Origin of the sequence: Ochrobactrum sp. EDr1-4, from assembly GCF_049199085.1 — a bacterium.
Lineage (GTDB): Bacteria > Pseudomonadota > Alphaproteobacteria > Rhizobiales > Rhizobiaceae > Brucella.
In genome coordinates, this window is record NZ_JBLZOF010000001.1 from 52,155 (window position 1) to 74,934 (window position 22,780).

The following is a 22,780-nucleotide window of genomic DNA, read 5'->3' on the forward strand; positions in this document are numbered from 1 at the left end:
AGGCTTTGATCCCGGCTTTTGACCGGCAGCACAGGCCATTGCCCTTTCTATAATCACCTTTCGGCAAAATTGCGATCACGGTGTCAACTGATATTCATACTTGTCATAGCGCGAACGACGCCATAAAAGCTTAAATAGGCTTTGGAATAGCTGTCAGAATCGTTTGCCGGTTTTCAATACGGATCGCGACGAAAGATAGCTAAAACAGTGGTGTATGGTATTCACTACCCCCTAGCCCGCACAGAATTCAGCGGAACACGGCATCCCCGCCGCCTCCGTTTTTTAATCGGCCGACTGCGCATGGATACGCGCTGTCGCCAGCGCTCTGAAAAGAGCAAACAGGTCGGCCCGGCTTTTTCGGGCCATATATGAGGTCGTTTCGAACGGAACAGCTATGGGTCAAGCAAGACTGACCATTGCAAGCCTGAAGACCGTGATCGCCAATTGGCCATCGCGCGCAGACACAGCAGCTTTTGTTCCGACGAACCCATTATCATCCGGCAGATGCTCCCCAGCCAGGACGACAGCCTTCAGGGTTTCGTCCGGCGCACGCGGCTTGCGTCTTAGTGCCGGTAAGAAAGACAATTATGTCCAACAAAATGCTTATCGATGCCTCCCACCCGGAGGAGACGCGCGTTATCGTAACGCGCGGGAACAAAATTGAAGAATTCGACTTTGAGTCGGAACATAAGAAGCAGCTAAAGGGAAACATCTATCTCGCACGCGTCACCCGCGTCGAACCATCCCTTCAGGCTGCATTCGTGGAATATGGCGGCAATCGCCATGGCTTCCTCGCATTCTCTGAAATCCATCCTGATTATTATCAGATCCCGGTTGCTGATCGCCTTGCTCTTCTTGAAGCTGAAGCAAAGGCTGCGCGCGCCGAAGATGAGGACGAAGACGACGAACCAAAGGCGAAGAACAATGATCGTTCGCGCCGTAATCGTCGTCGTGGACGCCGCGACGGTCAGAACGGTGGACAGCCAGCAAACGTTGCAAGAAACGGCGTGCCTGCTGCAGAACCAGTCGGTCCGGCGTTCGTAAATTATGTCGCTGGTACACCTGCCATCGCTTTGATGAAGCAGGCCGGCGACGTTGTTTCAGAAGCTATTGAAGCCAACGATAGCGATGATGACGACGATAACGAAGTCGAAAACGAAGAAGACATGGTGGAATCGGTTGGTTCCGAAGACGCTATGGAAGAGCTTCCATCGCATGTTCGCACCAATCGTCGTCAGTACAACATTCAGGAAGTGATTAAGCGCCGCCAGATCATTCTGGTTCAGGTGGTTAAGGAAGAGCGCGGCAATAAGGGCGCAGCTCTCACGACCTATTTGTCACTTGCTGGTCGTTACTCGGTATTGATGCCGAACACTGCACGCGGTGGCGGTATTTCGCGCAAAATCACCAATATTCAGGATCGCAAGCGTCTTAAGGATATCGTCAAAGAACTCGAAGTGCCGCAGGGCATGGGCGTGATCTTGCGTACCGCTGGTGCCAATCGCACAAAGCAGGAAGTCAAGCGCGACTACGAATACCTGATGCGTATGTGGGAAAATGTCCGCACACTGACACTGCAATCAACGGCTCCTTCGCTCGTTTATGAAGAAGGCAGTCTGATCAAGCGCTCGATCCGTGATCTCTACAACAAGGAAATCTCGGAAATTCTCGTTGCGGGTGAGACCGGCTATCGCGAAGCAAAAGAGTTCATGCGTATGCTGATGCCAACGCACGCGAAGGTTGTTCAGCCGTACCGCGAACAGGTTCCGGTTTTCACGCGTTATGGTCTGGAAGCACAGCTTGATCGCATGCTCGTGCCACAGGTTACGCTGAAATCTGGCGGTTATCTGATTATCAATCAGACCGAAGCTCTGGTTGCAATCGATGTCAACTCCGGTCGCTCGACCCGTGAGCATTCGATTGAAGACACTGCACTCCAGACCAATCTGGAAGCGGCCGAAGAAGTTGCGCGTCAGCTTCGTCTACGCGATCTTGCCGGTCTGATTGTCGTCGACTTCATCGACATGGAAGAAAAGCGCAACAACCGCGCTGTCGAAAAGAAGATGAAGGATTGTCTGAAAGACGATCGCGCCCGTATTCAGGTTGGACGCATTTCGCATTTCGGCCTTCTCGAAATGTCGCGTCAGCGTATCCGTGCGTCAGTACTCGAAAGCACGATGCAGGTGTGCCAGCATTGCGGCGGAACCGGTCATGTTCGCTCCGACTCGTCCATGGCGCTGCATATCATTCGTGGCATTGAAGATTATCTCCTACGCCATTCAGGCTATGACATCACTGTTCGCACGCCGGTTGCTTCAGCGCTTTACGTACTGAACAATAAGCGCGAACTGCTGGCAGAGCTTGAAGGTCGTTTCGGCGCTTCAATCAGCATTGATGCCGACGATAGCGTGGGTCATCAGCATTTTGTCATCGATAAGGGTGCGCCATCGACGCGTCCGATCACCATTCATCCTGCTGCGCCAATCGTTTATGAAGACGATCTGAACGATCCGGAAATCCCGCTGGATGAGGATGAAGCTGAAGAAGAAATCACAGCTGAGTCACCTGCTCGCGAAGAAAGCAGCGAAGAAGGTGATCGCAAGCGCCGTAAGCGCCGCCGTCGTCGTGGTGGTCGCGATCGTGAAGGTGGCGAGCAGTCTGCACAGACGGATTCGGGTTCGGAAGCATCTGACGAAGATGATGATGAAGATACATCCGCACAGAGCAATGGCTCGCTGAGCGAAGAAGATCGTCGCAAAAAGCGTCGTCGTGGTCGCCGCGGAGGTCGCAAAAACCGTCGTGAGGACGACTTTCACGCTAAGAAAGTTCCTGATCCTGAGTTTGTTGGCTATACGCCTGTCATTCCTGCGCGTGTTGAAGAAAAGGCCGCTGAAGTCGTTGTCAGCGAAGTTGTGGCGGTCGAAGCCGTAACGGTTGAAGCGCCAGTCGCAGTTGAACCAACTGTTGTTGTCGAAGCAGACGACAAGGCCGCGAAGCCAGCACGTAAACCGCGTGGTCGTCGCACTGCGAAGACCGAAGAAGTTGCTTCTGATGATGTGGTCGCAAGCGAGACCGCAGAAGAGCAAGCCAAGCCTGCTCGTAAGCCACGTGGCCGTAAGAAGCTTACGGATGAAGAAGCGCCGGCAGAAGTGGCTGCTAGCGCTGAAAATGCGGAAGCCGATAAGCCGAAGCGCCGTGCACCTCGCAAGGCCGCAGTTAAGGCCGAAGTGGAAGAAACTGTTGCGGAAGTTGCAGCTAAACCAGTTGCTGAGCCACAAAAAGCAGCCGAGCCGCAGAAAGTTGCAGAGGCCGTGGTTACGTCAAGTGACACGGAAGATAAGAAGCCGAAGCGCGGCGGCTGGTGGCAGAAAAAGGGCTTTTTCTAAGCCCTGCCAAACTTTGATGTAAAATATGAGAAAACCGGCGGAAACGCCGGTTTTCTTTTTAGTTTAAAGCGTAACTCGAAAAGTGCGAAACGCTCTTTTGTTTTATGTTGAGGCCTTTTGCTGTGGCAGCCAAGCTTCAAGACGACGGACCACTTCCTCTATTTCCTCGATGCTGCCCGCATAGGAAAAGCGCATTGTCCGGTGACCGTCGATTGGATCGAAATCGCGCCCTGGTGTGGCTGCAATATTGGTTTCAGCAATCATGCGCTGCGCAAATTCCATGCTGTCATTGGTGAAGCGCGAAACATCGCAATAGGCGTAGAATGCGCCATCCATTGGTGCTGCAAGGTTCAACCCCATGACTGGCAAATGATCGAGTAGAATTCTACGGTTCTGACGGTAGCGATCTTTCACGCGCTCCAGTTCCGCAGTCGCATTGAATGCTTCAATTGCTGCGCGCTGTGACAGTTCGGGGGCTGAAATATAAAGGCTTTGACCGAGGCACTCGATTGCCCGCACATCAGCTTCCGGCAAAACCATCCAGCCAATGCGCCAGCCGGTCATGCAATAATATTTCGAGAATGAATTGATGATGGTCACATCATCAGAAATCTGCAATGCCGTCACATCTTCCGCTTCATAGGAAAGACGGTGATAAATCTCGTCCGAAATAACGCGAATGCCCAGTTCATGCGCTGTTTCAATGATTGCCTTGAGTTCTGGCTTGTCGATCACGGCGCCCGTTGGGTTTGCCGGGCTTGCAAAAAGCACACCTTTGAGTGGCCTTTCAGCATGCGCAGCAGCCAATGCTTGAGCAGTAAGCGCGCCTGATGCGCCGCCTTCATTGGCGATTTCCACCACTTCAAGGCCAAGCGCTGTCAGAATGTTGCGATAGGCCGGATAGCCCGGACGCGTAATTGCAACACGGTCGCCCGGATCGAAATAGACCAGAAATGCCAGATTAAAGGCAGCCGAAGAGCCCGTGGTAATCGCTATACGTTGCGGCGAAACAGATACGCCATAGCTCTGCGCATAATGTGCAGCAATCGCCTCACGCAGTTCGATGAGACCAAGTGCATCGGTATAGCCGATGCTACCATCTTTCAGGGCGCGTTCCGCAGCCAGCCGGACAATTTGCGGTGCAGGGTCTGCCGGCTGGCCCACTGCCATCGAAATAATCGGATGGCCCGCCGCACGACGACGATTGGCCTCAGCCAGAACATCCATGGCGTGAAACGGTTCGACCGCGCTTCGGTTTGAAAGAGTATTCAACTTAGTCTCCAAAATGCTGGAAATACAATGTACGTCCCTCGCCCTATAATCGCCGGATTGGTAAAGCAACAGCGGCTTTGGTAAAAACAGCAATGAAGATTGAGATAAAGCCCTTAAAGTAGATTTGACCTTTAAGATTCGCATCATTTTCTTTTAAGCAGGATGAGAGGCATAATGGGGAGCATGTCTGCAATTTTTCCGGCGGAAGCATTTTCTTTCCGCCGCCTGATGCGCCGTTCCGTGGCCGCATTTGCTGCTCTTGCTATTGGCGTTACTGGCGTATTGCCTGCACAGGCTCAGTCACGTGGCGGCGGCGTTCCGATTGTGCGCGACGCGGAAATTGAAGCGCTCGTCGCCGATTATGCTGGTCCAATCCTTAAAGCAGCGAACCTTGGTGGACGCGGTGTTCGCGTCATTCTCGTCAATTCGCAAAGCTTCAACGCCTTTGTTGATGGACGCCGTATTTTTATCAATACCGGCGCGATCATGCAGTCTGAAACACCGAATGAAATCATCGGCGTGATTGCGCATGAAACTGGCCATATCGCGGGCGGCCATCAGGACCGTTTACGCGAGCAATTGAGCCGTGCGCGCACCATGGCCGTTATCGGCATGTTGCTTGGCGTTGGCGTCGGTGTTGCGGGTGCTGCGTCAGGCAGCAGCGGCGCTGCGGGTGCTGGCGGTGGTATTGCCATGGGCAGCAATGAAATGGCAATGCGCAGCTTGTTAAGCTATCAGCGCACCGAAGAAATTACTGCCGACCGTCTTGCGGTGAATTATCTCAACGCAACCGGCCAATCCACCAAAGGAATGCTCGATACATTTCAGCGGTTTGCTTCCGCGCTTTCGCTTTCCGGTACGCAGATCGATCAGTATCGTATCAGCCATCCCTTGCCGCGCGAACGCATAGCCAATCTGGAAGAACTCGCAAAAAAGAGTCCGAATTATAACAAAACGGACTCAGCCGCTCTCCAACTCAGACATGATATGGCGCGTGCTAAAATCGCTGCCTATTCCAACAATATGGGCGCATTGCAACGCATGTTCAAAGCCAATCCCGGTGGCTTGCCAGCGCGCTATGGCAGTGCAATCACGACGTACCTGAACGGCTCGGCGCGTTCTGCAATTCCAAAGTTCGAAGCGCTAATTAAAGAACAGCCAAAGAACCCGTATTTCCATGAAATGATGGGCGAAGTGCTGATTAAAGCCAATGACGCGCAAGGCGCTGCAAAGGCCTTTCAGCGCGCCGTTGCATTGGATACGCGCAAGTCACCATTACTGCGGATGAGCTATGGTCGCGCTTTGATGCTGACTGGCACCAAAGCTAATATGCCTAATGCAATCAAGGAGCTAAAAGCAGGGATTGCAGCCGACCCCGAATTTCCCGGAGGATATGGCTATCTCGCACAGGCTTATGGCCAGTCTGGCGACATGGCGCGCGCTGATCTTGCAACGGCGGACATGAACTACTATTCCGGCAACCTACAGCAGGCTCAGATTTTTGCCATTCGCGCTCAAAAGCAGATGAAACGGGGAACGCCCGACTGGCTGCGCGCGCAAGACATCATCAACGCCAAAGCGAAGAAAAAATAATCCCTGGACATTCCAATTGAGAATGTTTGAGCGGTTTTTCAGAACGTAAGAAAGTGATCGATATGAAGAATGTGATTTTAGGTGGATTAGCGGGCGGCGTCATTGGTGCTGGAGCGCTCGCACTCGGCTATTATGCAGGGACAGAGCACCAGCCAGCACCCGTTGCTCCGATTGAGGCGGCTGCGGCTCCCGCGCTGAACCAACAAGCTATTGAGAGCATCGTTCGTAATTATCTGCTGCAGAACCCGGAAATTATGGTCGAAGTGCAGACTGCGCTTGAAACCAAGCAGGCGGATGCGGCTCAGGAACAGGTGAAGCAGGTTTTGGCTTCCAGTCAGGATCAACTTTTCAACCCTGCACATGACGCAGTTTTCGGTAATCCAGAAGGCGACGTCACAGTTTATGAGTTTTTCGATTATAATTGCGGCTATTGCAAACGCGCCCTGCCCGATATGGAAGCTATCCTCAAAAACGATAAGAATGTTCGTTTCGTTATGAAGGAATTCCCGATCCTTGGCCCGGATTCCATGCGTGCACATGTGGTGGCACAGGCGTTCAAAGCTTTGATGCCAGAAAAATATGTCGAGTATCATGAAGTTCTCTTGGGCGCACAGGAGCGCGCAACCGAGGCTTCGGCAATTGCAGACGCGGTCAAGCTTGGTGCGGATGAAGCCCAGCTGCGCGAGAAGATGAAAGATCCTGCAATCACCAAGGCTTTTCAGGAAACCTATCAGCTCGCTCAAAAGCTTAACATCACTGGAACGCCGTCTTACATCATCGGAAATGATCTGGTTCCGGGTGCAATTGGTGCCGAAGGCTTGATCGAAAGAATCGCTGCTGCACGTACAGCAGACAAAGGCTGAACGGATTGAGAGCGCGCTCTGGTGATTTTCCATCAGAGCGTACTCAATTCATCAAAACAAATAAGTGACTATTTTTGCCACAAATTGCGTTCATTCCACAAAGAATAGCGGGAAAAACGCTGTGGTATAACATTAGCATTAATTTAGAGGGTTTCAGCTTGCGTCCAACCTCTCTATATGGAATGCGAAGTGTAATCGAAATTTCGTCATAGGCCCGTAATCCATAACGGATGAACATGGTAAAAACGGTTTTTGTTCTAAACGGCCCCAATCTCAATCTTCTTGGGAAGCGCGAGCCGGGCATCTACGGTGTGGCAACGCTCGATGATATCGAAGCGAGCTGCAAACGCGAGTCTGAACAACTGGGCCTTACTGTCGATTTTCGTCAGACGAATTACGAAGGCGATCTGGTGAGTTGGATTCAGGAAGCGGGCGATAAAAACGCTTATGTCCTGATCAATCCTGCTGCTTACAGTCATACTTCGGTTGCTATTCACGATGCCATCCGCTCGGCCAAGGTCACGGTCGTGGAAGTGCATCTGTCGAATATTCATGCGCGTGAAGCTTTCAGGCATCACTCCTATGTCTCCGCAGTCGCCAAAGGCGTTATCTGCGGCTTTGGCGCGGAAGGATACCTGCTCGGCCTGCGCGCACTCGCGGCAATTGCCAAAGAAGAAGAAAACAACGGGCAAGCGTAAAGGGGCCTTATATGTCCAGCAAAACTTCCGTCATCGATAAAGAAACAATTCGCGATCTTGCGAACATTCTCAATGAAACCGACCTGACCGACATCGAAGTCGAACATGGTGAACTCCGCATTCGCGTTTCGCGCAATGTAACGGTTCAGGCTGCGGCCACCGTCATGCAGGCGGCACCTGTTGCAGTTGCAGCACCTGTTGCGACTGTAGCAGCAGAGCCAACCAAGGCAGAACTCAGCAAAAATGCTGTTCCTTCGCCAATGGTCGGCACAGTGTATTTGGCCCCAGCACCCGGCGCACGCAACTTCATCGAAGTTGGCACGCAGGTAAAAGAAGGCCAAACTCTTCTGATCATCGAAGCCATGAAGACCATGAACCAGATTTCGGCACCACGCGCCGGTACGGTCAAGGCTATTCTGGTTGAAGATGCAGCGCCTGTAGAATTTGGCGAAGCGCTTGTCGTCATCGAATAAGATGACCATCTGGTCATTAGAGCGTGTCGCACCTGAAGCTTTCCACAACGCTCGCTCTATCTCTTTGTTTTTAAGCATGTCTTTATCCCAAAACCGGTTCCCACTTTTGGGAGACATGCTTTAGAATTTCGGCTTATTCAATGAACAGGCAGACAAGCGCAATGTTTCAAAAGATACTCATAGCCAATCGTGGCGAAATCGCTCTTCGTGTGCTCCGGGCTTGTAAAGAGCTCGGCATCAAGACGGTTGCAGTACACTCGACGGCAGATGCCGATGCGATGCATGTTCGCCTTGCGGACGAAAGCGTTTGCATTGGACCGCCTCCTTCACGCGACAGCTATCTGAATATTCATCAAATCGTTGCCGCTTGTGAAATCACCGGCGCGGATGCAATTCATCCGGGCTACGGCTTTCTTTCGGAAAATGCCAAATTTGCTGAAATTCTTGAAGCACACGGCATTACCTTCATCGGACCAACCTCCGCACATATCCGCACCATGGGCGACAAGATCGAAGCCAAGCGCACCGCAAAGCGCCTTGGCATTCCAGTCGTTCCAGGTTCAGACGGCGGCGTGACCGACGAAGGCGAAGCCAAGCGCATCGCAAAAGAAATCGGCTATCCGGTTATCATCAAGGCATCCGCCGGTGGTGGTGGTCGCGGCATGAAGGTTGCCAAGACCGAAGACGATCTGGCCGTAGCGCTCGCAACAGCGCGTACTGAAGCTGGTGCAGCCTTTGGTGATGATGCCGTTTACATCGAGAAGTATCTCGAAAAGCCACGTCACATTGAAGTTCAGGTCATGGGCGACGGTGCAGGCAATGCAATCCATCTGGGCGAACGTGACTGCTCGTTGCAGCGTCGTCACCAGAAGGTCTGGGAAGAAGCCAATTCGCCAGCGCTGAACGCAGAAGCACGCCACAAAATCGGTATGATCTGTGCCAATGCTGTTGCCGATATGGGCTATCGCGGTGCAGGCACGATCGAGTTTCTCTATGAAAACGGCGAGTTCTATTTCATCGAAATGAACACCCGTCTCCAGGTGGAGCATCCGGTCACCGAAGCTATCACCGGCATCGATCTTGTTCACGAGCAAATTCGTGTCGCAGCTGGTCTCGGTCTTTCGGTCAAACAGGATGACGTGCGTTTCTCTGGCCATGCCATTGAGTGCCGCATCAATGCTGAAGACCCGCGCAATTTCACGCCTTCACCGGGCCTGATCACCCATTACCACACACCAGGTGGCCTTGGCATTCGCGTGGATTCGGGCGTCTATTCCGGCTACCGCATTCCGCCTTACTATGACAGCCTTATCGGCAAGCTCATTGTTCATGGCCGCAACCGTGTTGAATGCATGATGCGTCTGCGTCGTGCGCTTGATGAATTTGTGGTTGATGGCGTCAAGACAACCCTGCCCCTGTTTCAGGACCTGATTTCCAATCAGGACATTGCAAATGGCGATTATGACATTCATTGGCTTGAAAAATATCTGGCCAAGCAGTCAGAAACCCCAAATGCATAAGAATATGGGTGCATAAATAAAGTGACCGCAGGAGCTTCCCCGGACGACTATACAATCGACCCGGAATTGCTCCTGCGTGCCTATGCCACCGGGGTTTTCCCAATGGCAGAAGAAGCAGACGATCCCGAGATTTTCTGGGTTCGACCTGATAAGCGCGGTATCATCCCGCTTGATGGCTTTCATGTTCCCAAAAGCCTGCAAAAAACCATCCGACAAGCCGTTTTTGAAATTAAGCTCGACAGTGATTTCGAGGGCGTTATCGACGGCTGCGCTAATGGCTCTGGGGAGCGTGCAAGGACATGGATCAACGCGCCAATTCGCGAGGCCTATGCTAAGCTTTTTGAAGTTGGTCACTGCCATACTGTTGAAGCATGGCATGAAGGTCAGCTCGTCGGCGGCCTTTATGGTGTGACACTCGGACGTGCATTCTTCGGTGAAAGCATGTTTACACGCAAGCGCGATGCATCAAAGGTCTGTCTTACATATCTGGTCGAGCATCTGAAGAAACAGGAATTTGTGCTGCTGGATACGCAATTTACGACAGCGCATCTGGAGCGTTTTGGCGCAATTGAAGTTAAGCGCAAAAAATATGAAGTTCTTCTTGATGAAGCGCTTCAGGGCAACGCGATATTCTGAAAGCTTGATTAGTTACGCTGGCTCGGCGGCGGAACATCAGATGCCTGCTTACAATTTTTAAGCCACACATCATAAATCGGGTGTTCGACGGCGTTCAAACCTGGACTATCCGCAAACATCCAGCCCGTAAAAATACGACGTATTTTACGATCAAGCGTGATTTCATCGACTTCGACAAAAGCATCTGTGCGCGGCGCTTCATTTTCTGTGCGCGAATAACAGACTTTCGGCGTCACCTGAAGCGCACCAAACTGCACGGTCTCATTAATATAGACATCGAATGACGTGATACGACCCGTGATCTTATCCAAACCAGAAAACTCTGCAACGGGATTTGAAATACGTTCTGCAAAGGCTGCGTTAAAGCTGAATGTACCGGCAAGAACTGTAAGAAAAGCCACTTTCGCTGCCTTCTTGATCCAGTTCTTTTCACGAATAGCAGTGCCGGGAGAGTACTTCGTCAAAACGGATATCCGTATCAATCTGGTTAATTATAGCGCCTTAGTAATTCCTAGGGATCAAATGTGACGATTCGTTGCCCAGTCGCAAGCAACAATGCCGTATCGTCGCACTCCAGAGGCAAATATCCTCACCCTTTTAAGAAAACCGCGCGCAACAAAAAACGGCATGAATGTTCATGCCGTTTTTTCTGCTTAATTAGTTGCCCGGTGTCCAGGCATCATATTCGCCCGTAACGCGTGGGCGTTCGCCCGGCGTAGTTCCAGGAATAGCAATCGAACCCTTTGGACGATAAGCCAGCGGTGAGCCGGTCAGGTTCTGCAAATGTGGCTTCTGCCAGTCACGCGGCTTGTAATCTTCTTTGGTCGGTGGTGTATCAACGCGGTGATGCATCCAGCCATGCCAGCCCGGAGGGATAGCACTTGCTTCTGCATAGCCATTGAAAATGACCCAACGACGAGTACGACCTTCAGAGTCTTTACCACCCTGATAGTAGATATTACCAAACTCATCTTCGCCAACCCGTTCGCCCTTGCGCCAGGTATGAAGGCGGGTGCCAAGCGTCTGGCTATTCCACCATGTGAAGACTTGCGTAATAAATGTTTTCATGACCTATCCAGATCCGTTATTGCCACAGGCAGAATAACTGCCGGGTTTTGAACGCTTATGGCCCCATCAAAGGCACAAGGCAAGGGGCAAGTTGCCGCTGTCACAAGAGTATGATGCAACAGCAAAGAGTTGCTACATGCTCCAGCCTTCGAGAGACTTTTCCATAATCAGCACAGGTTCTTTGCAATTGGGATCGCCCCAATCTTCGTTGCGGCCAACCTGCGCATAACCTTTACGCTCGTAAAAGCGAATAGACTTTGCATTGCGCTCGATAACTTCAAGCCGCATGGTGCTCACACCCGGAAAAGCCATTTCAATTTCAGCAAGCAACATCGTACCGATGCCCTGAACCTGCGCCTCAGGCCGAACGTAAAGCTGATGCAGCGACGCTTTGCCTTCTCCGGTCTGGCTTGCAAAAGCCATACCGTCGATACCGCCCTCGCCGTTGTCTGCAACGATGAATTCAGAATATGGCTTCTTGAGATTAGCTTTAAGAGCTGCAACCGAGTGCCATTTGCCAGTTACGGCATTCACCGTCTCCTGACCAAGAATATCATCAAAGGTCGCATGCCAGGTTAAAACCAGCAGCTCGTGCACGGCTTTCAGATCGGCTTCACTGGCGCTGCGAACCCACATTATTCTTCAATCCCAAGCTTGAATTTAACCAGATCATTAACAGCCTGCGGGTTGGCCTTGCCACCCGTTGCCTTCATGACCTGACCAACAAACCAACCAGCCATGCTTGGCTTTTCCTTGGCCTGCTGGGCCTTTTCGGGGTTGGCTGCTATGATGTCGTCAACAGCTTTTTCAATCGCTCCGGTATCGGTAACCTGCTTCATGCCGCGTTCTTCAACGAGGCTTTTCGGGTCACCGCCTTCGTTCCAGACAATCTCGAACAGTTCCTTGGCGATTTTGCCGGAAATTGTCCCGTCTTTGATCAAATCAATAATCGCACCGAGCTGCGCAGGCGAAACAGGCGATTCTTCAATGTCCTTGCCTGCTTTGTTCAGCGCGCCAAGAAGATCGTTGATGACCCAGTTTGCAGCTAGCTTGCCGTCACGACCATCACAAACGACTTCGTAATAGTCGGCAATCGCCTTTTCACTCACCAGAATCGACGCATCGTAAACCGAGATGCCGAGCTTTTCGACAAAACGGTCTTTCTTGACGTCTGGCAGTTCCGGCAGATCAGCAGCAAGTGCATCAACGAATGCCTGATCGAATTCAAGCGGCAGCAGATCAGGATCCGGGAAATAACGATAATCGTGCGCTTCTTCCTTAGAGCGCATCGAACGGGTTTCACCCTTCACCGGATCAAATAGACGTGTTTCCTGATCGATAGAGCCACCATCTTCCAGAATAGCAATCTGGCGACGTGCTTCATATTCAATCGACTGACCAACGAAACGGATCGAGTTGACGTTCTTGATTTCGCAACGCGTGCCAAATTCACCACCCGGACGACGAACCGAAACGTTCACGTCAGCGCGCATCGAGCCTTCGTCCATGTTGCCGTCACACGTACCGAGATAGCGGACGATCGTGCGCAACTTGGTCAGATAAGCACGCGCTTCGTCAGACGAACGCAGGTCTGGCTTGGAGACGATTTCCATCAGTGCTACGCCAGAACGATTCAAATCGACATAGGACATGGTCGGATGCTGATCATGGATCGACTTGCCCGCATCCTGTTCCAGATGGAGACGTTCAATACCAATCTCAACGTCTTCGAACTGACCCTTATTGTCGGGGCCGACCGAGATCATGATCTTGCCTTCGCCAATAATCGGCTGCTTGAACTGCGAAATCTGATAGCCCTGCGGCAAATCAGGATAGAAGTAGTTCTTACGGTCGAAAACCGACTTCAGATTGACCTGCGCGTTAAGGCCAATGCCGGTACGAACTGCCTGTTTGACGCATTCAATATTGATAACCGGCAACATGCCCGGCATAGCCGCATCGACCAACGACACATTAGCATTCGGCTCTGCACCGAACGATGTGGAAGCACCGGAGAAGAGCTTCGATTCGGATGTGACCTGTGCGTGGACTTCCATGCCAATGACGACTTCCCAGTCGCCAGTGGCGCCAGAGATAAAGCGTTTCGGTTCTGGTGTGCGCGTATCAATAAGGGTCATGCTGGCTCGCAAATATTCGGATTGAGCTAAAAACTGATTGATTACTGGCTAGAGCAAACCCCCATAGGATGCAAGCTTTTCGGCCAGTCAATCAGCCGTGGTCAAACAGAAAAGGCCGCGCAATGCGCGGCCAATTCCATATTCATATCAAAGAGAGAATTAAGCCTCGTCGGACTTTTCTTCTGCCTTCTTCTTAGGAGCAGCCTTCTTCTTGGCTGCTGCCTTCTTGGCTGGCTTTGCTTCCAGACCGTCTTCGTCTTCTGCAGTCAGCTCTTCCTTCGAGACCTTCTTATCGGTCACGTTGATGTTTGCGAGCAGATGGTCAACGACCTTTTCTTCGAAGATCGGTGCACGAAGGTTAGCAACTGCATCCGGCGTCTTGCGCAGGAATTCGTAGATTTCCTTTTCCTGACCTGGATAGCGACGTACCTGATCGTAAACTGCGCGCTGCAATTCTTCTTCAGTTACTTCTACACCAGCCTTTTCGCCGATTTCGGAGAGTACCAGACCGAGACGAACGCGGCGTTCAGCAAGCTTGCGATATTCTTCGCGAGCAGCTTCTTCAGTTGTTTCTTCGTCTTCAAACGTACGACCAGCCTGCTGCAGGTCGAAGTTGATCTGCTGCCAGATGTTGTTGAATTCGGCTTCAACCAGCTTTTCAGGGGTTTCGAAAGCATAATCGCCATCGAGCGCGTCGAGAATCTGACGCTTTACCTTCTGACGGGTGATCTGGCCGTACTGGCTTTCAATCTGCTCACGAACGACCTGACGCAGACGCTCAAGCGACTCGATACCGAGCTTCTTTGCAGTTTCGTCGTCGAGAACAAGTTCTCCAGCCTTTTCAACGCCCTTAACAGTGATGTCGAAGGTCGCTTCTTTGCCAGCAAGATGAGCTGCGCCGTATTCAGCAGGGAAAGTTACGTTGATAACCTTCTCATCGCCAGCCTTCAGGCCAACGAGCTGTTCTTCGAAGCCAGGAATGAACTGGTTCGAACCGAGAACGAGCTGCGCATCTGTGTCCGCGCCGCCTTCAAATGCTTCGCCGTCGAGCTTGCCGAGATAGTCGATCGTTACACGATCTTCGTTTTCAGCTTTGCCCTTCTTCGCTTCATAAGTACGGGTCGATGAAGCAATGCGCTTAACCTGTTCGTCAACTTCTTCTTCCGAAATATCGACAACTTCACGGGTTACAGCGATCTTGCTGAAATCCTTGACTTCGATCTTTGGCAGAACTTCGTAGGTCAGCGAGAAAACGAAATCGGCCTTGCCGTCCAGAACCTTTTCAGCTTCTTTTTCGTCTTCCGACATCGAAACAACTGGCTGCGTAGCCGATTTTTCGTTGCGGTCAGCAAGAATCGAACGCGACGAATCGTTGAGGATTTCGTTCACGATCTCAGCCATGAAGGACTTGCCGTAGGTCTTACGCAGGTGCGATGTTGGCACCTTACCTGGACGGAAACCGTTGATCTTAGCGCGACCACGCGAAGTTTCGAGCCGCTCAGAGAGCTTAGCTTCAAGATCTTGGGCCGGAACCACGACTTTAATCTCGCGCTTCAGTCCTTCATTAAGCGTTTCGGTAACCTGCATGTTCAAACCTTCACTTCTATCATTGTCCCGCCGTTACTGGCGTTTGTGCCTCGTTGCGGGAGAGAAATTCTTTTGCCTAGAGGCAGATGGTGCGGATAGAGAGCAGCCGCACCCAACCCCTCGTCTTGATTTCGTTACACAATATCTACCTAAAAGGCATTACTGTATCCCATTTTGTGTCACATTGCGTGACGCACATCAGGCGCTGCAAAATCACACGTTGCGGCACCTACTACAATTACAACGACCAAAAGACAAGATCGTAATCAAACAGAGCGTTTTCAACCCCGATTTTTCACTACATAAGAGTGCCATAAATCACACTTCCGGCTACGTAGAATTACCGGATCATACCATAGCTTCAGACGTCCCAAAGATTCTGACGTTGCTGACGTTGCCCCAAGTTTTATACAGTTTTGTGTTCGCTCCAGCGGTTTTGGGTTGCTGTATTCGGGGCGGTAGCGGCGGGATGCGGTGCGGAGCCGTTCCGGCTGCGCAGCACCGCATCACGTCGCGGGTTGATTGTCTGAGCGAACTCGGCAGGCGTCATCCAGCCGAGTCCAGAGTGTGGTCGATGATCGTTGTAATCGCTGCGCCAGTTTAAAAGCGCTAATCGTGCATGGTGAGTGACGAGAAGTGCGTTTCATTCAGGAGCTTGTGTCGTAGCCGTCCATCGAAGCTTTCGATGAAGGATTTCTGGATCGGTTTGCCATGCAAAAGCCAAAATCTATTACAAATAATCTGATGCTATGAGAACTAAGTGGATGATTAAAGATGATTAAATCTATTGTTCTTAACAATGCCTTTTCAGTTACGTTGATAGGGTATTATATATCTATGCTCCTCAATATCAGTCAAACAGAACGTATGACCATTGACCTGCGACCAAGATACCAACGCATCGTTAGCACACTGGTAAGATTGTCTCCAGTTGGCCTGACAATAAGTGCCGTTCTTGGCATCATCATTGTTATTGCGCGCCTTGTTCAATTGCCGTCATAAGTACTGGCACACTATGTGTGCAAGTAAATTTTCAATCGGAGCCGTACAGGTCTCGTGTATAAACTTTATCAGCTACATCCCTAATATCGTCAGCCCATCTATTTGCTACGATAATTTCCGAGCGCTCTTTGAAAGTTGCTAGCTGCTCAATCACCTCAGAACCAAAAAAAGATGAACTACTGAGCGTAGGTTCATAAACTATCACTTTGATACCCTTGGCTTTAAGCCTTTTCATTACTCCCTGAACGCTCGAAACTCTAAAGTTGTCAGAGTTTGCTTTCATAGTGAGCCGATAAATTCCCACAACCCTAGGGTTTCGCGCAATTATTTCGTTTGCAATAAATTCCTTGCGTGTTGTGTTCGCCGATACAATAGCTTCGATTAGGCTTTGCGGCACGTTAGCATAATTGGCTAGTAACTGCTTGGTATCCTTCGGTAGACAGTATCCGCCATACCCAAATGATGGGTTATTATAGAAATTGCCAACGCGGGCGTCCTGACCTACGCCCTCTATTATTTGCTGTGCATTTAATCCGTGAACGGCCGAGTAAGTATCCAACTCGTTAAAGAAAGCGACACGCATTGCAAGATACGTGTTTGCAAACAACTTAATTGCTTCGGCCTCGCTCGTGCCCGTTACGATGATAGGCGCATTTCGATTAACCGATCCGCCTAACAACAAACTTGCAAACGCCTCCGCCTCGTCTGAAGGTGGCCCTACAATTATGCGCGATGGATATAAATTGTCATGGAGAGCCTTACCTTCTCGGAGAAACTCGGGAGAAAATAATATTTTTAACGTAGGATATCGCTTTGATATTTCGTTTGTATAGCCTACAGGAACCGTAGATTTTATAACGACGGTAGATAACGGATTTATTGACTGAACATCGTCAAGCACCTGTTCAATCGAGCTAGTATCGAAAAACTGCGTTTCAATATCGTAATCGGTAGGCGTGGCCACGACAACAAAACTCGCACCTTGATATGCATCGACCTTGTCGTTAGTTGCCCGAATATCAAGGATTTTGGTTGTCAAAAAATCGGCGGCATCAGCGTCGACGATAGGTAGTTGCTTATGATTAATCAAAGCAACTTTACTATCAACAGGATCATAAGCCACCACTTCATCGTTCTGAGACAATATCAGAGCATTAGATAGCCCCACATACCCCAAACCGGCCACGGCAATTTTCATAACAATTTCCCATTTGACTTGCTTTGGAACGCAGTGCTTCCAGCAATAGAAAGTATGACTATAACGAATCACTCAATCGCGTGAATTCCGTTATTGCATAGAAATAAAATTGAATCATACTACCAGTCAAAACTGATATTCGTGTCACATTACGTACGAAAAATTGAAAAACCTTAAATGATTTAGCCAATCGGGGTTCGAGTGCATTAAAATGACCATCGTTTGTTCCTTGCCAGTTATGTTTCAGTAGCCTATAGGGACAGCTCTCATCGGAACGTTTGACGATCTATTCCAAATAACTTCTGCTGGAATAATTGGAACTTGGGGTTACCTATGGATCTTTCTATCATTATACCAATGTATAACGTGGAGTTATACCTGCGCGAATGTTTAGATAGTGTTGCAAATTCATTAAAACCTGACTTCAGAGCAGAAGTTATTTGCATCAACGACGGAAGCACCGATAGTACACGGCAGATTGCTGAACAATATTCGGCCCAGTACCCACAATTTAGATTAATAAATCAAAGGAACGGTGGCTACGGGAAAGCGATTAACACAGGACTAAATGCAGCCGCGGGATCTCTATTTACAATTGTAGAATCCGACGACGTGATTTTAGATAACGCATATACCAAGTTGGTTGAGATTCTACGTAATGATCACTCAGTCGATTTTGTTAAAACGCCCTACCAGCCATTCACAGATTTGGGCAAGAACCCGATAATTGCTGCACCACGCATTAATTTATCCGCATCAGACGTTTTGAATGATAAATCGAAATCAATTAAGCCAACCGACTTTCTCCACGATGAGCTTTGTTTCACACCACCAGCGATTTGGGCGGGCGTCTATCGACGATCATCTTTTGAGCAACTGAAAATTCGGTTACCCGAAACACCTGGCGCAGCATATCAAGATACATGTTTTTCGACATTGTCATTTCTCAATGGACTTCGATACTATTGGCTAAATGATCATTACTATATGTATCGCATCGACAGAGAGGACGCGTCGAGACATGTTAAGAATCGAAGAAATGAGATAGTTGATATCTTCGAATTCATTAAAGATAACCTTGTTCGTAATAATAACTTCGATGATGAGTCGAAACCTTATTTTTATGCGCTCTATTTCCGGAGGCTTGTTTGGTTCCTAAAGCGCGTCCGGGAAGATTATCAATTTACGCTTTTCATAAATTTATACCGTTCTTTTGATGAAGTATGGGGCAAAGAAGGCCTGCGGGCAAACGTCAAATCTCTATTACCAGGCTTCGAAGCTGAATTATTCGACAAGTTTTATAATGGTCGGCATGCAGAACTCTACATTTGAATAACCTGGAAAACCTATGTCACTTACAATAATTGTTCCCTCGCGAAATCCAGAGACATACTTTATCGGTCAGATCAATCGACTGCTTGTTTCAGGCAGAGATTGGAAAGTGATAATCATTGATGATGGCTCTAAAACACCCATTCAGGATTTTTTTGCAGAACACAGCAACCTGAAGATTTTAAGAAACTCATCACCAAAAGGCGCAGGTGCCAGCCGAAATATTGGGTCCAAGCTGCTCGAAACAGAATACGCTCTGTATTTGGATGATGACGATTTTATGGATTGGGGTGTCGTCGATCAGTTGATAAAGCTTCTTGATGCTGCTCCATCGGCAGATCTCGCAGTCTCATTGTATGATGTTCAACAGGACGGTGTAAGAATTGGTGCAAACCCTAAAGACATACACATCATCAGTCGGATTCTGAGCGGAAAAACGCACAGTTTGGTCGGGATAGATGGCAACGAGACGTTATTGAGATTTACCAACTATCCTTGGAACAAGATTTATCGAACGGACTATATAAAACGCCTGGGATTACGGTTTTCACACACTGCGACGCAGAATGATATTTACGGACACTGGCAATCATTGCTCGGTGCGAATCGTATTTTGGTAAGCAAATTTATTCAATGTACAAAAGTACAGCATAGTAAGGGTCGGCGGATCAGCAACACAGGAGATAAAAGACGGCTCGAAGCCTTCACCGCCCTCCGTGAGACATTTGAATTGGTGGAGCAACATCCATCTAAATGTGTAAAAGATACATTTTGGGCATTCTATTATGATGTCTCACATTGGATGTTGAGGATCGCTTCTCCAAACGCTTACTCTTCTCTTTTGCGCGAACATGTCAAATTCATTGGTATGATAAAACCGGGCGCGGCGTGCATTGAACCAAATACCGGCGTGCAAACATGGAAATTGTGGGACACACCAACAATGAGTAAAGAACCTAATTCAAATCCGATACAGAATAACAATCAGGATATCGATACTGACTTGGGATACTGCCTGACAGAAATTTCGAGGCTCAAACGTCTCAGCATCGAACTCAGATATGATAATGAAAAACAGCGCTCTGATAATGTAAAACTGCGTTCTGATAATGAAAAGCTACGCACTGAACGCGACCGTATTTTGCGGTTGCAAGATGAATATCTTCGTCAGCTTAATTCAAAAGCGGCGAGATGGGCGTTTGGCATCCGGGCAAAATTCCGAAAGTACGTGAAGTAATGGAGGCTGCATTGCATCATAAAGAGATAATTGCTCTACAAGCTGTAATCGTAGCTGTAGAACGCGCTTCCACAGAGTATAAACATCTGTACCGGTTTGAGAAGGAATTCTCATCTCAACCTCACGGGATCAGCGTAATTGTTCCAGTCCACAACGGCGCTCAAGAATTAGAAGATCTTTTGATCTCACTGCGCAATCAATCGATCGATAAATCTCTATATGAGGCTATATTTGCGCTTAATGGATGTAACGATGAATCGCTAAATCTAATTGAGGAATTTTCCGCTAAAAGTGGCGTTAGTACAAAAATTATTAACAGCACTTTCGCTAATGTTGCGAAAGCTCGGAACTCGGCAATTCAGCTAGCATCCTTTCGTTTTTGCACATTCATCGATCATGATGATTTTATCTCCCGTAATTATCTTGAAGAGTTCCTTGTTCTTGGCGACTACCGCTCTGTAGTAGTGTCCAACATCGTAAAAATGATTGATCATCTTCCACATGAAGATTATGCGCAGCGCGTTATTCAAGCTGGATTTAAGGATTCTTTAGTTCATAGTGCAGATGATATCTCTATTTGCTATCGTGCATACACCCTAAACGCCATCAAATCGGCGCCTACCTATATGTTGAAACGTGTAAAATTTGAGGAGGATCTTCCTCATAGTGAAGATTTACAATTTTGGCGCCGCGTTTTTAATGAATTTATGCCTATAACAGTTAAAACCCCCTCCCTAACTGATATATATTATAGAAGAGTCTTAGATTCATCGCTAAGTAGAAAATCTGAAAACTTTTATCAAAGAGCCAAACCAAGGTTAGCCATCCTTGACAGTATAGATCGGGAAGCGAAGCAGCATTTGTGCGACTCGCCTCAGAGCAAGTTCGACTCACAGATTAAAGCACTTCTTTTGGAGACGCTTTATAATATCGGCAGACAGTGAAGGTTAACATTTGTCAAAGAGTTTGAACACATCCTAGTCACCTTTGAGTAAACCTTATTAGGAACACTATCGGGGAAAATGCAGGTGCCTTCTCTACTATCCCCCTCGATTCGCCTTCTAAATTGACCTTTCGTACTTTTATTAAATCCTAATTAAGAGCGAATGAGGTGTAACAATCAATCCAACTCAGCGCCCAGTGCTGCCCCACCGCACATATGAAAAAACCCCGCCTAATTGAGGTGTCTTTATTTTTGGATGTAGCTGATCAGCTTCACTGTATTTTCATAGAGCGTCACCACGCCCAGCATGATGGCGAGAATGCCAAGGATCAACCACCGCATAAAGCGGCCAATCGTGCGTAACGAACGGATTAGATCGAGGCCGTCTTTCATCAGCACGATATCATCCTTGCCGAGCTGCGAGAGGAACTCGCGGGTTTCTTCTGGAAGCTCGATCATCTTGGCTACAACAGGTGCTTCAGGATCCATTGACATCACCTCACTCCCCTGGATACACCTTCGTAGAATTCAATACATCGATCTGTACGCGCATTCTGTCGATCCAGAGCCTGCCGTTCACGCTTCAGGATTGAGCGAATTTCAACACCGTCAGATAATGGCGCGTGAGCTTCCTTTGTCCGGCAGTCATCCGGATAAACTGGCAGCGACCTATCAGCCAAAGCTTGCCCTTGCTGTTGTGCAGCCTCATGCAAAAGCCTAATACTTGCGCAGGAACTCAATATCATCGCGATCAAGCAGGCAAACCCGCCCCGCATCAGCAAGCCGCTTTTCATAATCCACTATCTCCTGTTCAGTTTGCTCAATGCGTGCGGCTTCAGCTGCGCGAGCATTGCGCAACTGGGCTTGGTAAGATTCGATAACTAGTGAATTTGCACGGCGCTGTTGTACGTCAGCGTCGAACTGGGCTTGCAGAGCGTTGATCTGAAACTCTCGCACCAAGCCTTTTTTCGCCTGCCCCTCGAAGGCAACGCCGACAACCGGAATATCTTTGAGCCACGGAACGCCGTTGTAATAGATTGAGGCAAAAACGATTCCGATTGCGATACCGGCTGCCACTTTAATGGCGTCAAATATCTGGGTCATTTCAGACCAGCCATACAAAGCTCAAGCTCACCGATGCGTTGTACATCGCCCATCTCACGACGCTTGCGCAAACCTTCCACAACCCTGCCGCCAGCGCGGTTAAATGCGGTCATAGCATTGCAAGCGAGACGCCATTGCTTATCAGCCAGTCGCTTCGCAGCGGTAGACTTACAAGCAGCGCCTGTTCCTATATTGTAGGAGAGATCGAGCATCGAGGCTTGAACACTGATGGGAGCCTGATCAAAGGTCCGTATGCACTTGCGGAGAGGTTGTCTAAAGTCAGCTTCGAGACGCTTGATCAGCATTTGCCGGCATTGCTTATCAGTATAGCTATCGCCTTTTTTGACACCTTTGGTTTCCCCCAGGCACACGGTCCATACCTTGCCAAGCTTGTCGTAATAGGCATGATTTTCCATGCCTTCCCATGGCTCCGTCAGATATGTGGCGGTTAATGCAACCAGACCAAGACCGGACGCCAAAGCCGCCTTTGCACGTTTACTCATTGCGAAAAACCTTCTGTGATGTAATGCGCACGACAAAGGCCAACACCGTCACAATGAAAGTGAGGGCTGCAAATGCGCCAGTTGGGATAGGGAAAAAGTCGCCCAGATAGGGCAACACCACTTCGAAGCCGGACAAAATTGCAGCAGCCAGCAATAAGCGGATGCTCCACGCATAGCGAAGCACCCGCCTCCAGTCAGAGACAAGTTTCATGGTGTGAAATGCCATT

At 49.4% G+C, this 22,780-nt stretch carries 23 protein-coding genes and 1 pseudogene; 11 read left to right on the forward strand and 13 right to left on the reverse strand.

Annotation, left to right across the window (positions count from 1 at the left end):
• Positions 1–399: 399 nt before the first annotated feature.
• Entirely contained in the window at positions 400–585 is a 186-nt protein-coding gene (locus ACOZHT_RS00240; protein ID WP_310010311.1) for a hypothetical protein, read from the reverse strand.
• 2 nt (positions 586–587) lie between these two features.
• Between ACOZHT_RS00240 and ACOZHT_RS00245 the strand changes: the two genes are divergently transcribed.
• Complete coding sequence (locus ACOZHT_RS00245) at positions 588–3,386, forward strand: Rne/Rng family ribonuclease (protein WP_339508520.1); 2,799 nt, start codon at positions 588–590, stop codon at positions 3,384–3,386.
• A gap of 102 nt (positions 3,387–3,488) precedes the next feature.
• Here the strand turns inward: ACOZHT_RS00245 and ACOZHT_RS00250 are convergent, their stop codons facing one another.
• Positions 3,489–4,658, reverse strand: coding sequence for a pyridoxal phosphate-dependent aminotransferase (locus tag ACOZHT_RS00250; protein ID WP_339508518.1), 1,170 nt, complete (start codon positions 4,656–4,658; stop codon positions 3,489–3,491).
• Between the two features lie 174 nt (positions 4,659–4,832).
• Here ACOZHT_RS00250 and ACOZHT_RS00255 point away from each other — a divergent pair, with 174 nt between their 5' ends.
• The 6 genes from ACOZHT_RS00255 (at position 4,833) to aat (ending at position 10,441) form a co-directional block, all read left to right on the forward strand.
• A complete protein-coding gene (locus tag ACOZHT_RS00255) occupies positions 4,833–6,251 on the forward strand; it encodes a M48 family metalloprotease (RefSeq protein ID WP_339508516.1) in 1,419 nt (472 codons plus the stop codon).
• 62 nt (positions 6,252–6,313) lie between these two features.
• Positions 6,314–7,114, forward strand: a complete 801-nt coding sequence (locus ACOZHT_RS00260) for a DsbA family protein (RefSeq protein ID WP_421565389.1) — start codon at positions 6,314–6,316, stop codon at positions 7,112–7,114.
• 236 nt (positions 7,115–7,350) lie between these two features.
• Entirely contained in the window at positions 7,351–7,812 is a 462-nt protein-coding gene (aroQ, locus tag ACOZHT_RS00265; RefSeq protein ID WP_339508514.1) for a type II 3-dehydroquinate dehydratase, read from the forward strand.
• An 11-nt stretch (positions 7,813–7,823) separates the two neighbouring features.
• The gene (gene accB / locus ACOZHT_RS00270; RefSeq protein WP_339508512.1) at positions 7,824–8,285 is read left to right on the forward strand and encodes an acetyl-CoA carboxylase biotin carboxyl carrier protein; all 462 of its coding nucleotides are present in this window, start codon (positions 7,824–7,826) and stop codon (positions 8,283–8,285) included.
• 161 nt (positions 8,286–8,446) lie between these two features.
• A complete protein-coding gene (gene accC, locus ACOZHT_RS00275; RefSeq protein ID WP_339508920.1) occupies positions 8,447–9,805 on the forward strand; it encodes an acetyl-CoA carboxylase biotin carboxylase subunit in 1,359 nt (452 codons plus the stop codon).
• Positions 9,806–9,871: 66 nt separating this feature from the next.
• On the forward strand, positions 9,872–10,441 hold the full coding sequence (gene aat / locus ACOZHT_RS00280) for a leucyl/phenylalanyl-tRNA--protein transferase (RefSeq protein ID WP_339508919.1): 570 nt from the start codon (positions 9,872–9,874) through the stop codon (positions 10,439–10,441).
• An 8-nt stretch (positions 10,442–10,449) separates the two neighbouring features.
• Here the strand turns inward: aat and ACOZHT_RS00285 are convergent, their stop codons facing one another.
• The 7 genes and pseudogenes from ACOZHT_RS00285 to ACOZHT_RS00315 all read right to left on the reverse strand — a co-directional run bounded on the left by ACOZHT_RS00285 (position 10,450) and on the right by ACOZHT_RS00315 (position 17,434).
• Positions 10,450–10,920, reverse strand: coding sequence for a DUF2155 domain-containing protein (locus tag ACOZHT_RS00285; protein WP_339508918.1), 471 nt, complete (start codon positions 10,918–10,920; stop codon positions 10,450–10,452).
• Between the two features lie 178 nt (positions 10,921–11,098).
• The gene (locus ACOZHT_RS00290) at positions 11,099–11,509 is read right to left on the reverse strand and encodes an NADH:ubiquinone oxidoreductase subunit NDUFA12 (protein ID WP_339508510.1); all 411 of its coding nucleotides are present in this window, start codon (positions 11,507–11,509) and stop codon (positions 11,099–11,101) included.
• A 132-nt stretch (positions 11,510–11,641) separates the two neighbouring features.
• Positions 11,642–12,145 carry a GNAT family N-acetyltransferase gene (locus tag ACOZHT_RS00295; RefSeq protein ID WP_339508508.1) on the reverse strand — a complete coding sequence of 168 codons (504 nt, stop codon included), beginning with the start codon at positions 12,143–12,145 and terminating at the stop codon, positions 11,642–11,644.
• Complete coding sequence (gene gatB, locus ACOZHT_RS00300) at positions 12,145–13,647, reverse strand: Asp-tRNA(Asn)/Glu-tRNA(Gln) amidotransferase subunit GatB (protein ID WP_339508506.1); 1,503 nt, start codon at positions 13,645–13,647, stop codon at positions 12,145–12,147. Before gatB ends, ACOZHT_RS00295 begins: the two co-directional genes overlap by 1 nt.
• 159 nt (positions 13,648–13,806) lie before the next feature.
• Positions 13,807–15,234, reverse strand: a complete 1,428-nt coding sequence (gene tig, locus ACOZHT_RS00305) for a trigger factor (protein WP_421565195.1) — start codon at positions 15,232–15,234, stop codon at positions 13,807–13,809.
• A gap of 406 nt (positions 15,235–15,640) precedes the next feature.
• A pseudogene (locus ACOZHT_RS00310) lies at positions 15,641–15,945 on the reverse strand (integrase core domain-containing protein); the annotation flags it as partial.
• Positions 15,946–16,267: 322 nt separating this feature from the next.
• Positions 16,268–17,434, reverse strand: a complete 1,167-nt coding sequence (locus ACOZHT_RS00315; protein WP_421565196.1) for a nucleotide sugar dehydrogenase — start codon at positions 17,432–17,434, stop codon at positions 16,268–16,270.
• Positions 17,435–17,767: 333 nt separating this feature from the next.
• Here ACOZHT_RS00315 and ACOZHT_RS00320 point away from each other — a divergent pair, with 333 nt between their 5' ends.
• The 3 genes from ACOZHT_RS00320 to ACOZHT_RS00330 are packed head-to-tail and all read left to right on the forward strand — an operon-like array spanning position 17,768 to position 20,947.
• Entirely contained in the window at positions 17,768–18,766 is a 999-nt protein-coding gene (locus tag ACOZHT_RS00320; protein ID WP_421565197.1) for a glycosyltransferase, read from the forward strand.
• A 16-nt stretch (positions 18,767–18,782) separates the two neighbouring features.
• Positions 18,783–20,003, forward strand: coding sequence for a glycosyltransferase (locus ACOZHT_RS00325; RefSeq protein ID WP_421565198.1), 1,221 nt, complete (start codon positions 18,783–18,785; stop codon positions 20,001–20,003).
• Entirely contained in the window at positions 19,958–20,947 is a 990-nt protein-coding gene (locus ACOZHT_RS00330) for a glycosyltransferase family 2 protein (protein ID WP_421565199.1), read from the forward strand. Before ACOZHT_RS00325 ends, ACOZHT_RS00330 begins: the two co-directional genes overlap by 46 nt.
• 245 nt (positions 20,948–21,192) lie before the next feature.
• Here ACOZHT_RS00330 and ACOZHT_RS00335 read toward each other — a convergent pair whose 3' ends face one another.
• Positions 21,193–21,441 carry a hypothetical protein gene (locus tag ACOZHT_RS00335; RefSeq protein ID WP_421565200.1) on the reverse strand — a complete coding sequence of 83 codons (249 nt, stop codon included), beginning with the start codon at positions 21,439–21,441 and terminating at the stop codon, positions 21,193–21,195.
• Between the two features lie 94 nt (positions 21,442–21,535).
• Here ACOZHT_RS00335 and ACOZHT_RS00340 point away from each other — a divergent pair, with 94 nt between their 5' ends.
• The gene (locus ACOZHT_RS00340; RefSeq protein WP_421565201.1) at positions 21,536–21,667 is read left to right on the forward strand and encodes a hypothetical protein; all 132 of its coding nucleotides are present in this window, start codon (positions 21,536–21,538) and stop codon (positions 21,665–21,667) included.
• Here the strand turns inward: ACOZHT_RS00340 and ACOZHT_RS00345 are convergent.
• The 3 genes from ACOZHT_RS00345 to ACOZHT_RS00355 are packed head-to-tail and all read right to left on the reverse strand — an operon-like array spanning position 21,664 to position 22,779.
• Positions 21,664–22,050, reverse strand: coding sequence for a hypothetical protein (locus ACOZHT_RS00345; protein WP_421565202.1), 387 nt, complete (start codon positions 22,048–22,050; stop codon positions 21,664–21,666). The two genes, ACOZHT_RS00340 and ACOZHT_RS00345, sit on opposite strands and share 4 nt — an antisense overlap.
• On the reverse strand, positions 22,047–22,553 hold the full coding sequence (locus ACOZHT_RS00350; RefSeq protein WP_421565203.1) for a lysozyme: 507 nt from the start codon (positions 22,551–22,553) through the stop codon (positions 22,047–22,049). Before ACOZHT_RS00350 ends, ACOZHT_RS00345 begins: the two co-directional genes overlap by 4 nt.
• Positions 22,546–22,779, reverse strand: coding sequence for a hypothetical protein (locus ACOZHT_RS00355; RefSeq protein ID WP_421565204.1), 234 nt, complete (start codon positions 22,777–22,779; stop codon positions 22,546–22,548). The genes ACOZHT_RS00350 and ACOZHT_RS00355 overlap by 8 nt, the downstream gene beginning before the upstream one ends.
• Position 22,780: the final 1 nt, after the last annotated feature.

Excerpts from the sequence above, each read along its gene's own strand:
- ACOZHT_RS00295 (WP_339508508.1), bottom strand. The coding sequence starts at position 12,145 with ATGTGGGTTCGCAGCGCCAGTGAAGCCGATCTGAAAGCCGTGCACGAG.
- tig (WP_421565195.1), bottom strand. The coding sequence starts at position 15,234 with ATGCAGGTTACCGAAACGCTTAATGAAGGACTGAAGCGCGAGATTAAA.
- ACOZHT_RS00320 (WP_421565197.1), top strand. The coding sequence starts at position 17,768 with ATGGATCTTTCTATCATTATACCAATGTATAACGTGGAGTTATACCTG.
- accB (WP_339508512.1), top strand. The coding sequence starts at position 7,824 with ATGTCCAGCAAAACTTCCGTCATCGATAAAGAAACAATTCGCGATCTT.
- accC (WP_339508920.1), top strand. The coding sequence starts at position 8,447 with ATGTTTCAAAAGATACTCATAGCCAATCGTGGCGAAATCGCTCTTCGT.
- ACOZHT_RS00255 (WP_339508516.1), top strand. The coding sequence starts at position 4,833 with ATGGGGAGCATGTCTGCAATTTTTCCGGCGGAAGCATTTTCTTTCCGC.
- ACOZHT_RS00330 (WP_421565199.1), top strand. The coding sequence starts at position 19,958 with ATGGGCGTTTGGCATCCGGGCAAAATTCCGAAAGTACGTGAAGTAATG.
- ACOZHT_RS00350 (WP_421565203.1), bottom strand. The coding sequence starts at position 22,553 with ATGAGTAAACGTGCAAAGGCGGCTTTGGCGTCCGGTCTTGGTCTGGTT.
- gatB (WP_339508506.1), bottom strand. The coding sequence starts at position 13,647 with ATGACCCTTATTGATACGCGCACACCAGAACCGAAACGCTTTATCTCT.
- ACOZHT_RS00290 (WP_339508510.1), bottom strand. The coding sequence starts at position 11,509 with ATGAAAACATTTATTACGCAAGTCTTCACATGGTGGAATAGCCAGACG.
- ACOZHT_RS00355 (WP_421565204.1), bottom strand. The coding sequence starts at position 22,779 with ATGGCATTTCACACCATGAAACTTGTCTCTGACTGGAGGCGGGTGCTT.
- ACOZHT_RS00345 (WP_421565202.1), bottom strand. The coding sequence starts at position 22,050 with ATGACCCAGATATTTGACGCCATTAAAGTGGCAGCCGGTATCGCAATC.
- ACOZHT_RS00245 (WP_339508520.1), top strand. The coding sequence starts at position 588 with ATGTCCAACAAAATGCTTATCGATGCCTCCCACCCGGAGGAGACGCGC.
- ACOZHT_RS00315 (WP_421565196.1), bottom strand. The coding sequence starts at position 17,434 with ATGAAAATTGCCGTGGCCGGTTTGGGGTATGTGGGGCTATCTAATGCT.
- ACOZHT_RS00335 (WP_421565200.1), bottom strand. The coding sequence starts at position 21,441 with ATGTCAATGGATCCTGAAGCACCTGTTGTAGCCAAGATGATCGAGCTT.
- ACOZHT_RS00260 (WP_421565389.1), top strand. The coding sequence starts at position 6,314 with ATGAAGAATGTGATTTTAGGTGGATTAGCGGGCGGCGTCATTGGTGCT.
- aroQ (WP_339508514.1), top strand. The coding sequence starts at position 7,351 with ATGGTAAAAACGGTTTTTGTTCTAAACGGCCCCAATCTCAATCTTCTT.
- ACOZHT_RS00325 (WP_421565198.1), top strand. The coding sequence starts at position 18,783 with ATGTCACTTACAATAATTGTTCCCTCGCGAAATCCAGAGACATACTTT.